Below are 13308 nucleotides of genomic sequence, written 5' to 3'. Positions count from 1 at the left end.
CATTAAAAAAGGCGCAGTTAGCGCCTTTTTATTGGGTTAAGAGTTTAGCCTCTTACCTTAATACCTTTTTTCTCCATACCGCGGTAGATGATTAGCATCTGTGCGATTGAGATAAGGTTCGATACTAACCAGTAAAGTACTAGGCCAGATGGGAACCATAAGAAGAAAATAGAGAATACAACTGGCATAAAGGTCATCATTTTTTGCTGCATAGGGTCAGTAACCGTCATAGGTTGCAGCTTTTGAGTGATGAACATACTTAAACCAAATAAAACAGGTAATACGTAGTATGGGTCCATTGCTGATAAGTCATTTAACCATAAAACGAATTCAGCATGACGTAGCTCAGTTGATTCTAAGAATACGTAGAATAACGCTAAGAAGATTGGCATTTGTAGTAACAGTGGGAAACAGCCACCCATAGGGTTCACTTTTTCTTTGCGGTACATTTCCATCATAGCTTGACCGAATTTTTGACGGTCATCACCATACTTCTCTTTTAGTGCAGCCATTTTAGGCTGTAAGGCACGCATCTTAGCCATTGACGTGTATTGTGCTTTAGTAAGCGGGTACATTGCCGTTTTAACGATAACCGTGATTGCAATGATAGCTAGACCCCAGTTACCTAGGATGCTGTGTAACCACTTAAGTAGTACGAATAATGGTTGTGAGATAAACCATAACCAACCATAGTCTACAGTTAGGTCTAAGTCTGGGTGGATTGCTTCTAGTACGTCAGACTCTTTCGGGCCCATGTAATAAGTTGAGCTAAGTGTTGCTTGCGTACCAGCTTGTACGTTAACTGCTTCACCTTTAGTACCAATAATTGCCGCATTACCAGCAACTAATTTGCTGTAAAGGGTATTTTGTTGGTCTTGCTTTGGTACCCACGCACTTACAAAGTAGTGTTGGATAAATGCAATGTAGCCGCCAGCTGTAGTGATGTTAAGGTTTTTATCAGCCATGTCTGAGAAGCTGTACTTTTCGTATGGCTCTTCTTCAGTACCAAATGCTGCGCCTAAGTAGTTTTGATCTACTAAGCTACCTTTTTCTTGTACTGTGCGTTTTACTTGCGTGTATAACTGAACTTGAATTGGATCAGCTGTTACGTTGTTTACTGTGTACTCTAAATCTACAGCGTAGTCGCCTTTTCTGAAGATATAAGTTTTAGTAAACGTCACACCTTTACTGTCAGTAAACTCAAGTGGTACACGTAGCTCATCACCCGTTAAAGTAAATGCTTTTTGTGTGGTTTTATAAACAGGGCGACCAGCAACAGTTGCGTCAGGACCATTTAAACCAATTAAGCCACTTTGCGAGAAGTATTGCTTACCATCGAACTCACCTAATAGCATGTAAGGTGTGTTACTGCCTTTTTCTTCTTCGTACTGAAGTAAGTCTGTTTCAATGATGTCACCACCACGGGTGTCAATTTTAACAGTGAATACGTCAGTTGTTACATCGATAACTGAGCGCTTTGCTGTCGTTACAGCTGGAACTTCACCGTCAGATGATGCAGGAATAAAGTCATCAGATTCTGGTGTTGTTGCGCCTAGTGTTTGTGTTGTGGCACTTGGATCAGCCTTTGGTGCGTTGTAGTCGTTATTCCATTCTTGAAATAATAAAAACGACACAAGCATCAAGCCGATTAATAAAAACGTGCGTTGCGATTCCATAACAGCTCTTATTTCTCGTGTTGGTGGTTAATATGATTTTTTGCCGGTACGGGATCATCCCCTCCAGCATGTAAAGGGTGGCATTTTAATATGCGTTTAACAGCTAACCAACTGCCTTTTACACTTCCATGCAAATTAATTGCTTGAATAGCGTAACTAGAGCAGGTTGGATTAAAACGACAATGCGGGCCTAATAGTGGGCTTATCCATTTTTGATAGCCGCGTATTAGCATGACTAAACAGCGCTTTGGAATAGCAACAAGTGGTTTAAGTAACCTCATGATGTGTCTGCCCCTGCGTTAATTTAGTCAATGGATACCATGAATTTAAATTCCCATCGTAGAATTTTAAATGCATGATTAAAAGGTGAGCTAAAGATACCTTAATTAAGCCTGTAATTCTATTGCTATCAGGCTTGTTTATTAGATTTAGCTGATTTATTCGGGCGTTTTTTAAATGGTGGTGGTTTAGGTGCACCAGGCTTGCAGCGTTCGTTAATTTTTCGCCACAATTTATTTAGTTGCTTTGTTAGCTCTTCGTTGGACTGTTCATCAATACCACTTTTAACCATAAGCACAATATCAATGTTATCGAGTTTATGTTGATTTAAACGGAAACTTTCGCGAGCAAGTCGTTTAATTCGATTACGTTGACAGGCTTTTTTAACTCGTTTTTTTGCGACCGTAAGACCTAATCGAGGATTAGTTTGGTCATTGCGTTTAGCTAATAGGGTAAAGAAAGGAGTCGCAGCGCGTGCTGGTTCATTAAAGATTCGAGAGTAATGCGAGGGAGTTAACAGACGTAACTCCCTGCTGAAGCTAAAGTCTTCCACTTATATATTAAGCAGAAAGAACTTTACGGCCTTTAGCACGACGACGAGCTAATACTTTACGGCCATTTGCTGTTGCCATACGAGCACGGAAACCGTGTGTACGTTTGCGTTTTAAAACGCTAGGTTGAAAAGTTCTTTTCATAACAATTCCATCCGATCGGTTAAGGTTAAAACATCCTATGCAGGTCGCGATCCTGGCACAGGTGCCATTGCGAGCGCGAGATATTATAGATGAAGACAACAAAAGTCAATCATTAAAACGCTGCAGAGGCCGTAATTATAAAGGATCCTTTTAACTGATCATATAGGATCATCATAAATAAGAAGTTTTCCACAGCCTCTGTATAAAAAGTGAATAAAAGCTTGGGAAAAGCCAATTCGATCGTAGAATTTGATCGCGATCTGGCTGCAAATTTGTTATGATCACTGTTCGAGCTTAAAAAATAATTTTCTTAAAAATCAGTGTTTTATTCTTTTATGTTGCTGAGATCATATTTTTCATAAAAATCAATCTTGTACTTGTGGATAAAGTACCTTCATAATAGTCGGTCTGGGCCAAGAAAGTTGGTCAAAGATTAGCAATAAATGTTTGATTTTCCATCATTAAAGATGAACGGGAATAAAAATTAAATCTCTGGGAGTTTAACTGTGTATCTGTCGGTTTGGCAAAGTTGTTTATATGTATTGCAAGATGAATTGCCTTCACAGCAATTCAGTATGTGGGTAAGACCACTTCAAGCAGAAAGTACCGAAGATACGTTGACTATATATGCACCTAACCGTTTTGTTTTGGATTGGGTGAGAGAAAAGTATTTAAACCGTATTAATGAACTACTCGTTGAAATTTGTGGTGATGAAGCACCTGAATTACGTTTTGATGTTGGTAGTAAACCTATTTTAAATGCCCAAGTGGCATCTGCACCGGCTGCAGCAGAAACAAGCGCATCTGTTCCACAACAAACTGCTGAAAAGCAACAGCCAAAACCTGAAAAAGCAGCGGTCGAACCTGCACCAAAATCAGGCTATAAATCAAACATTAAAGAAAATTATACCTTTGATAGCTTTGTTGAAGGTAAATCAAATCAATTAGCAAAAGCCGCAGCGACTCAAGTTGCAGATAACCCAGGTTCTGCATTTAACCCTGTATTTATATACGGTGGTACTGGCTTAGGTAAAACTCACTTATTACATGCTGTTGGCAACGGTATTATGGCTAATAAGCCAGACGCGAAAATTGTTTATATGCACTCAGAGCGATTTGTGCAAGACATGGTTAAAGCGCTACAAAATAATGCTATCGAAGAATTTAAACGTTATTACCGAAGTGTTGATGCATTGATGATTGATGACATTCAATTTTTCGCTAATAAAGAACGCTCACAAGAAGAGTTCTTTCATACCTTCAACGCTTTACTTGAAGGAAATCAACAGATTATTTTAACTTCAGACCGCTATCCAAAAGAGATAGAAGGGGTTGAAGATCGCCTTAAATCACGTTTTGGTTGGGGCTTAACCATTGCTATTGAGCCGCCAGAACTTGAAACGCGCGTTGCTATTTTGATGAAAAAAGCGCAGCAAAGTAAAATTAATTTACCTCACGAAGTTGCCTTTTTTATCGCGAAAAAATTACGCTCAAATGTGCGTGAATTAGAAGGGGCTTTAAACCGCGTTATTGCTAATGCAAACTTTACTGGTCGTCCGATTTCAATCGACTTTGTAAAAGAAGCGCTACGTGACTTACTTGCGCTGCAAGATAAACTGGTAACGATAGATAATATTCAACGCACTGTTGCGGAGTATTACCGTATTCGTGTATCAGATTTACTATCTAAACGCCGTAGCCGTTCAGTAGCAAGACCACGTCAAGTGGCCATGGCATTATCAAAAGAACTTACAAATCACAGTTTACCTGAGATTGGCGACGCCTTTGGTGGTCGTGATCACACAACTGTATTACACGCTTGTCGTAAAGTTAAATCACTACGTGACGAAAGCCACGAAGTGAAAGAAGATTATCAAAACTTAATAAGAACCTTGTCATCTTAAGGCCGACTTTATTATGCAAATAACAATATCAAGAGAGCAATTTTTAAAACCTTTAGTTCAAGTGTCTGGTGCGATTGAGCGTAAGCACACCTTACCGATTTTATCGAACGTACTGTTAGTTGTTGAAAACGGACAACTTTCGATGACGGGAACCGATCTTGAAATTGAATTAGTAGCGAGTGTGTTTGTCGGTGAAGACACCACAGATACGCAACTCACTTTACCAGCTAAAAAGTTACTCGATATTTGTAAAAGTTTACCTGATGGCTCAGACCTTACGTTAAGTAGCCAAGATCATCAGTTACTACTAACAAGTGGTAAAAGCCGTTTTTCTTTAACTACGCTGGCCGCTGAAGATTTTCCGAATCTTGAGCAGTGGGATGGTGAAGTTGAATTTCAACTAACGCGTTTAGAATTGCGTAAACTTTTAGAAAGCACACACTTTTCTATGGCGAATCAAGATGTACGTTATTACTTAAACGGTATGTCATTTGAAGTTGATAACGCAGATATTAAAACAGTGGCTACAGATGGTCACCGTTTGGCAATTGCACAAAAGCAATTGCCACAGTCTTTAAATACACAACGTCAGTTAATTATTCCACGTAAAGGTGTACAAGAAATTATGCGCCTAATGGTGGCTGATGATGAACTAGTTACCATTCAATTTGGTGCTAACCATATTCGTATTATTGATACTGAGTTTACATTTACTAGTAAACTAGTTGATGGTCGTTTCCCTGATTATCGTCGAGTATTGCCACGTGGTGGTGATAAAGTGATTACTGCTAACCGTGAATGGCTTCGTAGTGCTTTCCAACGTGTGTCTATTTTATCGAATGAAAAATTCCGTGGTGTACGTTTAAATCTGTCTGAAGGTTTATTAAAAATTACAGCAAACAACCCTGAGCAAGAACAAGCTGAAGAGGTGGTTGAAGTAATGTACCAAGGCGGCGAACTTGAAATTGGCTTTAACGTTTCTTATGTGCTTGATGTACTTAATACATTAAAAACAGAAGATGTAACCTTTACGCTTGCAGACTCTAATAGCAGTGCGCTAATTGAAGGTGCAGGTGACGAAGAAGCTATGTACGTTGTAATGCCGATGCGCCTATAAGCTTATATGAGTTTAAGTCATTTAAGCCTCAATAATTTTCGGAATATTGAGGCGCTGACACTTGAGCCGGTTAATGGCATTAACATTATCTATGGCGAAAATGGCAGCGGAAAAACCAGTCTCCTTGAGGCGATATATTTCCTTTCTCACGGTAAATCATTTCGTACCGCCAAACATAAAAATATCATTCAGCATCAACAAGACAAGTTTGTTATTCATGGTCGCAAAGCGCTGCATGATTTGTCTATTCCGATTGGTATAAGCAAAAACCAAGCGGGTGAAACGTCTTTAAAAATTCAGGGAAAAACGAGCCGTAAAATCTCTGAATTAGCTCAACTAGTGCCGGTGCAAGTGATTACTCCAGAAAGCTATTCGTTGTTTTTTGGTGGCCCAAAAGAGCGTAGAAAATTTCTCGATTTAGGATTGTTCCACGTGGAACATGACTTTTTTTACTTGTGGCAGTCTTTTAATAAAGTACTGAAACAACGTAATGCTTTATTAAAAAGTAAACCTAGAGATTATTTCGAACAGATCAAGTTTTGGGATAAAGAATTTGTTAGACTAGCTGAACAAATAAATAATCTAAGAATCGCGTATATAAGTAGGTTTAAGCAGCAGTTTTTTGATAAAATGTGTGCAGAATTAACGCTTGTAAGCGATTTAGAAATTAACTTTCATGCGGGTTGGAAAGAGAGTGAAACGCTCTCAGAGGCGCTTGAGCAAAGCTTTGAACGTGATGCCAAACAAGGTTTCACAAGTAAAGGTCCGCATAAAGCTGATTTTAGTTTTAGTGTTTCTGGTAACAGTGTAGAAAATACCTTTTCTCGCGGTCAATTGAAGCTCTTGCTTTATGCGTTAAAAGTAACGCAAAATAGCTTAATTGAGTCAGAAACAGATAAGCAATCTATATTGCTAATAGATGACTTACCTTCAGAACTAGGTGAAGATACAAAAGAAAAAGTGGGTCAACTTCTGACTCATTGCGATTCGCAACTTTTTATCTCTTCAATTTTATCTGAAAGTATTTCTGCTGTGGTGGAACCCATGCAACGAGAACTAAAAATGTTCCACGTGAAACATGGCAACCTAATAACAAGATAAGTGGGATTAACCATGTCTGAGAATTACGATTCGTCGAGTATTAAAGTACTTAAAGGATTAGACGCAGTAAGAAAGCGTCCAGGAATGTATATAGGGGACACCGATGACGGTACAGGCCTTCACCATATGGTGTTTGAGGTTGTTGATAACTCTATCGATGAAGCCTTAGCTGGTCATTGTGATGATATTTTTGTAACGATTCACTTAGACGGTTCAGTGTCTGTAAGAGATAACGGTCGTGGTATTCCTACGTCTATTCATGAAGAAGAAGGTGTTTCAGCGGCTGAAGTTATCATGACGGTACTTCATGCTGGTGGTAAGTTCGATGATAACTCATATAAAGTATCTGGTGGCTTACACGGTGTAGGTGTTTCGGTAGTAAATGCACTATCTGAAAAGCTGCAACTGACCATTCGTCGTGAAGGAAAAATTCACCAACAAACATATACTATGGGTGTACCAGATGCGCCATTAGCTATAATTGGTGATGCAACAGACACAGGTACTGAATTACGTTTCTGGCCAAGTGGTGAAACATTCACTGACCTTAACTTCCACTACGATATTTTAGCAAAGCGTTTACGTGAGCTTTCGTTCTTAAACTCTGGTGTAAGTATCATTCTTACTGATGAGCGCGAAGAATCTAAGAATGACCACTTCAAATATGACGGTGGTATCCAAGCATTCGTAGAATATCTAAACCGTAACAAAACACCTGTACATAAAAGTGTTTTCCACTTTACCCATGAGCGTGAAGAAGACGGTATTAGTGTAGAAGTTTCAATGCAATGGAACGATGGCTTCCAAGAGAGCATTTACTGTTTCACAAACAACATTCCACAACGTGATGGTGGTACGCACTTAGCTGGCTTTAGAGCAGCATTAACACGTACGCTAAATAACTACATGGAAAAAGAAGGCTTTAACAAAAAAGCGAAAACAACAAGTAATGCAACGGGTGATGATGCTCGTGAAGGCTTAACTGCGGTTGTAAGTGTTAAAGTTCCTGATCCTAAGTTCTCATCACAAACTAAAGACAAACTAGTATCAAGTGAAGTTAAGTCTGCTGTAGAACAAGCAATGGCAGAAAAATTAACAGAGTTCTTATTAGAAAACCCTGTTGATGCTAAAACAGTTGTTGGCAAAATTATTGATGCAGCACGAGCTCGTGAAGCAGCACGTAAAGCACGTGAAATGACACGCCGTAAAGGTGCAATGGATTTAGCTGGCTTACCAGGTAAATTGGCAGACTGCCAAGAAAAAGATCCAGCACTTTCTGAACTATACATAGTGGAGGGTGACTCTGCAGGTGGTTCAGCTAAGCAGGGTCGTAACCGTAAAAACCAAGCAATTTTGCCACTTAAAGGTAAGATTCTTAACGTAGAAAAAGCACGCTTTGATAAGATGCTTTCTTCTCAAGAAGTCGCAACTCTAATCACTGCATTAGGCTGTGGTATTGGTCGTGATGAATATGACCCAGAAAAGCTACGTTATCATCGTATCATTATCATGACCGATGCGGACGTGGATGGTTCTCACATTCGTACCTTACTACTGACTTTCTTCTACCGTCAAATGCCAGAGATTGTAGAAAAAGGCTTTATCTATATTGCGCAACCACCACTTTATAAAGTGAAAAAAGGTAAGCAAGAACGCTACATTAAAGATGATCCAGCGCTTGTTGATTACTTAACATCATTAGCATTAAACAATGCTGCACTTTATACAAGCGAAGGTGCATCTGCACTTGAAGGTGAAGAGCTAGAAAGAATCGTTCACGACTATCAAAATACAGTTAAAGTGATTGAGCGCTTAAAACGTAAATATCCAAACTCGGTTATGGAACGTTTAATTTATCAAAGCGAAATTACCGAAGCTGATTTAGCAGATGAAGCAAAAGTTAAAGAGTGGACTAATACTCTAGTTGACGACTTAATTGCACGTGATGAAGATGCAACTATCTTCCATGCGGGCACTGAGCACGATACTGAGCGCAACATGTATTATCCTGTTGTGAATATTCGTCAGCATGGTGTGGATAAAGCTCATGTACTAAACCATGACTTCATCACATCGCGTGACTACAAACGCATTGCAGCGACAGGCGTAAACATTGCTAACTTACTTGAAGAAGGGGCATATGTTCAACGCGGTGAGAAAACTCTTGCTGTTGATAACTTTGTGGATGCATTAGAGTGGTTAATCAATGAATCGAAGCGTGGCCTTTATATCCAACGCTATAAAGGACTTGGTGAGATGAACCCAGATCAGCTTTGGGAAACCACTATGGACCCAGATGCTCGTCGTATGTTGAAAGTAACAATTGAAGATGCAGTAGCGGCAGACCAATTGTTTGCGACTCTAATGGGTGACCAAGTTGAGCCGCGTCGTGACTTCATCGAAACGAATGCGCTACGTGTAGTTAACCTAGACGTATAACGCGAAATTAAGAATTAAAAAGGAGCCAACTGGCTCCTTTTTTTATTGCTGAAAAAGCACAAACTGCTTAAAACCTTACTGCACACAAGGTATACTGAGAGCAATTTTCAGACTAAACGCACCAGATACTATAAGCCAAATATGCAAAAATATGACGTTAAAACCTTTCAAGGTTTGATCCTGGCTTTACAGGACTATTGGGCACAGCAAGGCTGTGTGATTGCTCAACCACTCGATATGGAAGTGGGAGCAGGGACATTTCATCCGTTAACTTTCTTAAAGTCGATTGGCCCAGAGCCAATGTCGAGCGCGTATGTTCAACCATGCCGCCGTCCAACTGATGGTCGCTATGGTGAAAACCCGAACCGTTTACAGCATTACTACCAATTCCAAGTTGTATTAAAGCCATCACCAGAAAACATTCAGGAGCTCTATTTAGGCTCTTTAGCTGCTGTTGGTATTGATACACTAACTGATGAAGTTCGCTTCGTAGAAGACAACTGGGAGTCGCCTACATTAGGTGCATGGGGTTTAGGTTGGGAGATCTGGTTAAACGGCATGGAAGTAACTCAGTTCACTTACTTCCAGCAAGTAGGTGGCTTAGAGTGCTCACCAGTAACCGGTGAAATCACTTATGGTCTTGAGCGTTTAGCTATGTATATTCAGGGCGTAGATAGTATCTATGACCTAGTATGGGCAGACGGTCCTATGGGTCGTGTGACATACGGTGATGTATTCCATCAAAACGAAGTAGAGCAGTCAGCTTATAACTTCGAACAAGCGGATGTTGAGTTCTTATTTGCACAGTTCGATCACTGTGAAAAAGAAAGCGAAAAGCTAATTGAAGCAGGCTTACCATTACCAGCTTATGAGCAAGTAATGAAAGCATCACATGCGTTTAACTTATTAGACGCTCGTCACGCTATCTCAGTAACAGAACGTCAACGTTATATCTTACGTGTTCGTGCTTTATCTAAAGCATGTGCGCAAAGTTACTATGATGCCCGTGAAGCTCTTGGTTTCCCGCTTTGTAAGGATTAAGAATTAGCATGTCAGCAGAAAATTTATTAGTAGAAATTGGCACTGAAGAGTTGCCACCGAAAGCACTTCGTAAACTTGCTGAGTCGTTTGCTGAGAACTTAGCAACTGAGCTTTCAAGCTTAGAATTAAATCACCAAGGCGTTAACTGGTACGCATCACCACGTCGTTTAGGTTTACGTGTTAGTGCACTTGAAGCAAAACAAAGTGACAAGGTTGTAGAAAAGCGTGGTCCTGCAGTTTCAGCAGCTTTTGATGCCGATGGTAATCCAACTAAAGCAGCAATGGGTTGGGCTCGTGGTTGTGGTATCGATGTAAGCGATGCACAAACACTTGAGACAGATAAAGGCGCTTGGTTATTACATAAAGCACAGGTTGAAGGTCAAGCAACTACATCGCTTATGAGTGATGCAGTAAACAAAGCTCTTGCAAAATTACCTATCCCTAAACCAATGCGTTGGGGGGCAAATAAAACACAATTTATTCGCCCAGTACACACTGCAACTATTTTGTTTGGTAGCACGCTAATCGAAGGCGAAATCCTTGGTAAGCAAGTTGGCAACCAATTACAAGGTCACCGTTTCCATCATCCAGAAAAAGTAACAATCAACCACGCTGATGATGTGTTTGATGTTCTTAAATCTGCTTACGTTGTCGCTGACTTCGAAGCGCGTAAAGCACAAATTCGCGAACAAATTGAAGCAGCAGCTAGCGCTGTAAATGCAAAAGTAGCGATGGATGAAGACTTACTTGAAGAAGTAACATCCTTGGTTGAATGGCCAGTAACGTTGACTGCAACATTCGAAGAAGCATTCTTAGATGTTCCTTCAGAAGCGCTTATCTATACCATGAAGGACGACCAAAAGTACTTCCCGTTATTAGACCAAGATGGCAACTTACTTAACAAGTTCCTATTTGTTTCTAATATCGAAAGTAAAGATCCAAGCGTGGTAATTGCTGGTAACGAAAAAGTTGTTCGTCCTCGTTTAGCTGATGCGCAGTTCTTCTACGAAACAGATAAGAAGAAAACGCTAGAGAGTCGCTTAGAGTCTCTAGATACTGTTTTATTCCAAAAGCAACTTGGTACGCTGAAAGACAAATCTGAGCGTATTAGTGAACTTGCAGGTTACATTGCTGAGCAATTAGGTGCTGATGCCGAGCTGGCTAAGCGAGCAGGTTTATTAAGTAAGACAGACTTAATGACCGAAATGGTTATGGAGTTTACCGACGTACAAGGTGTAATGGGTATGCATTACGCTCGTCACGACGGTGAAGCTGAAGAAGTTGCACTCGCGCAAAACGAACAATATATGCCTCGCTTCGCGGGTGATAACTTACCAACAAATGTGATCAGCTGTGCGGTAGCTATTGCTGATAAGTTTGATACGCTGGTGGGTATTTTTGGTATTGGTCAAGCACCAAAAGGCGACAAAGACCCATTTGCACTTCGCCGTGCAGCAATTGGTGCATTACGCATCATGGTTGAAAAATCATTACCGCTAGATATCTTAGACCTTGTTGCTAAATCACAAACGCTATTCGGTGAAAAGCTAACGAACCTAAACGTATCAACAGATGTGTTTGAGTTTATGCTAGGTCGTTTCCGCGCATGGTATCAAGATGAAGGTATCGAAGTTGATGTCATTCAAGCAGTGCTAGCACGTCGCCCAACTAAACCAGTTGATTTCGACCGCCGTGTTAAAGCGGTAAGTCACTTCCGTACATTAGACGCATCAGAAGCGCTTGCAGCAGCAAATAAACGTGTAAGCAACATCTTGGCTAAAAATGACATCACAACACAAGGTGATGTGAATGAGAGCCTATTAAGCGATGATGCAGAAAAAGTATTAGCGTCACACGTTGCTAAGTTTGCAACTGAGCTTGCACCTTTATATGCAAATGGCGATTACCAAGAAGCATTGTCACAACTTGCGGGTATCCGTGAGAGTGTTGATAACTTCTTCGATAACGTTATGGTAATGGCTGATGACGAAGCGGTTAAACAAAACCGTTTAGCATTGTTAAGCCAACTAAGCCGTCTGTTTTTAGATATTGCTGATATTTCTGTACTTCAGAAGTAAGCAGTAGCCAATTAATAAAAGCCAGCTCTGTGCTGGCTTTTTTGTAGCAAAAGGAACAGTAATGAAACGTGTAATTACTTTAGCATTAGCAGGCTTATTAACTGCCTGTTCTAGCCAAATGCAAATGCCAAGCATCGACGATATTCTGCCAAGCAAAGAGCTTGACCGTACTATGTACTTACGTGGTGATTTTACCTTGTGGGATGCCGAGCCGCAGTATCAATTAGAGCAAGTTGCACCGGGCATATTTCAAACCGACGTTAAGTTTTCAACACCAGGTAAGGTTTATGAATTCAAAGTAGCGGATGCTGATTTTAGCGAAGGCTATAACTGTGGTTACAGTGATATGGACCCAGCAGGGCAATCATTAGTGCTAGGCCAAGCCGCCAATGCCGACTGTAATACCATCTACAATTATTTCAGCTTTAAACCCGCTGCAAAAGGTGTGTATGTAGTGAGCTTTGATTACCGCAATAGTAATCAACCAAAAGTGACAGTAACAAAGAAATAGCTTTAAGCTTTCAGCTGTCAGTTTTAAGCCGATCGAGTGAGCGTTTAATATTGATAAATGCTCACTTTTAATTTTAATTGATTAACTCGAAACTCGAAACTCGAAACTCGAAACTCGAAACTCGAAACTCGAAACTCGAAACTCGAAACTCGAAACTCGTTGTTATAACCCTTTCTTCACCAAGTATCGGTACGGTGCTTGTTCTACATCTTTTGCCACAAGTGTGTGATCCATAAAAGTACAAAAGCTTGGGATATCGCGGGTGGTTGATGGGTCATCGGCGATGATCAGTAATGTTTCGCCATCTTTCATTTTTCGTACTGCGCCACGCACCATCATAACAGGTTCTGGACAACGTAGGCCAAGTGCATCTAATTGGTGATCGGGATTATCAAAACTCATGGCTGACCTTTTAGGTGAAAGAGACGATTATTAAGCGGCTATTTTAACTTTCTATTGCCGCCAGT

12 protein-coding genes are annotated in these 13308 nt (G+C 40.4%); 7 read left to right on the top strand and 5 right to left on the bottom strand.

All coding sequences use genetic code 11. The features are described 5' to 3' along the window. Positions 1-44 precede the first annotated feature (44 nt). The 4 genes from yidC to rpmH all read right to left on the bottom strand — a co-directional run bounded on the left by yidC (position 45) and on the right by rpmH (position 2650). Entirely contained in the window at positions 45-1676 is a 1632-nt protein-coding gene (gene yidC, locus EXT43_RS00520) for a membrane protein insertase YidC (RefSeq protein WP_130166141.1), read from the bottom strand. 8 nt (positions 1677-1684) lie between these two features. Next, positions 1685-1957, bottom strand: a complete 273-nt coding sequence (gene yidD / locus EXT43_RS00515; RefSeq protein ID WP_054563758.1) for a membrane protein insertion efficiency factor YidD — start codon at positions 1955-1957, stop codon at positions 1685-1687. Positions 1958-2085: 128 nt separating this feature from the next. After that, a complete protein-coding gene (gene rnpA / locus EXT43_RS00510; RefSeq protein WP_058583673.1) occupies positions 2086-2508 on the bottom strand; it encodes a ribonuclease P protein component in 423 nt (140 codons plus the stop codon). A gap of 7 nt (positions 2509-2515) precedes the next feature. Further along, entirely contained in the window at positions 2516-2650 is a 135-nt protein-coding gene (gene rpmH, locus EXT43_RS00505; RefSeq protein WP_008488847.1) for a 50S ribosomal protein L34, read from the bottom strand. A gap of 506 nt (positions 2651-3156) precedes the next feature. Here rpmH and dnaA point away from each other — a divergent pair. From dnaA to EXT43_RS00470, 7 genes are all read left to right on the top strand, one after another. After that, positions 3157-4554 carry a chromosomal replication initiator protein DnaA gene (gene dnaA / locus EXT43_RS00500; RefSeq protein ID WP_058583674.1) on the top strand — a complete coding sequence of 466 codons (1398 nt, stop codon included), beginning with the start codon at positions 3157-3159 and terminating at the stop codon, positions 4552-4554. Positions 4555-4567: 13 nt separating this feature from the next. Next, the gene (gene dnaN / locus EXT43_RS00495; RefSeq protein WP_054563760.1) at positions 4568-5671 is read left to right on the top strand and encodes a DNA polymerase III subunit beta; all 1104 of its coding nucleotides are present in this window, start codon (positions 4568-4570) and stop codon (positions 5669-5671) included. Between the two features lie 6 nt (positions 5672-5677). Then, entirely contained in the window at positions 5678-6772 is a 1095-nt protein-coding gene (recF, locus tag EXT43_RS00490) for a DNA replication/repair protein RecF (protein WP_054563761.1), read from the top strand. 12 nt (positions 6773-6784) lie between these two features. Then, complete coding sequence (gyrB, locus tag EXT43_RS00485; RefSeq protein WP_054563762.1) at positions 6785-9211, top strand: DNA topoisomerase (ATP-hydrolyzing) subunit B; 2427 nt, start codon at positions 6785-6787, stop codon at positions 9209-9211. A 141-nt stretch (positions 9212-9352) separates the two neighbouring features. Next, complete coding sequence (gene glyQ, locus EXT43_RS00480) at positions 9353-10252, top strand: glycine--tRNA ligase subunit alpha (RefSeq protein ID WP_054554789.1); 900 nt, start codon at positions 9353-9355, stop codon at positions 10250-10252. An 8-nt stretch (positions 10253-10260) separates the two neighbouring features. Then, the gene (glyS, locus tag EXT43_RS00475) at positions 10261-12330 is read left to right on the top strand and encodes a glycine--tRNA ligase subunit beta (RefSeq protein WP_130166140.1); all 2070 of its coding nucleotides are present in this window, start codon (positions 10261-10263) and stop codon (positions 12328-12330) included. Between the two features lie 61 nt (positions 12331-12391). Continuing rightward, positions 12392-12841, top strand: a complete 450-nt coding sequence (locus tag EXT43_RS00470; RefSeq protein ID WP_054563764.1) for a hypothetical protein — start codon at positions 12392-12394, stop codon at positions 12839-12841. A gap of 162 nt (positions 12842-13003) precedes the next feature. On the opposite strand, the gene tusA is transcribed toward EXT43_RS00470, so the two are convergent. Continuing rightward, entirely contained in the window at positions 13004-13243 is a 240-nt protein-coding gene (gene tusA / locus EXT43_RS00465; RefSeq protein WP_054554785.1) for a sulfurtransferase TusA, read from the bottom strand. Positions 13244-13308 lie beyond the last annotated feature (65 nt).

Source organism: Pseudoalteromonas sp. CO109Y (assembly GCF_004208935.1).
Taxonomy (GTDB): Bacteria; Pseudomonadota; Gammaproteobacteria; order Enterobacterales; family Alteromonadaceae; genus Pseudoalteromonas; species Pseudoalteromonas shioyasakiensis.
This window is presented reverse-complemented; position numbering and strand designations above follow the sequence as displayed.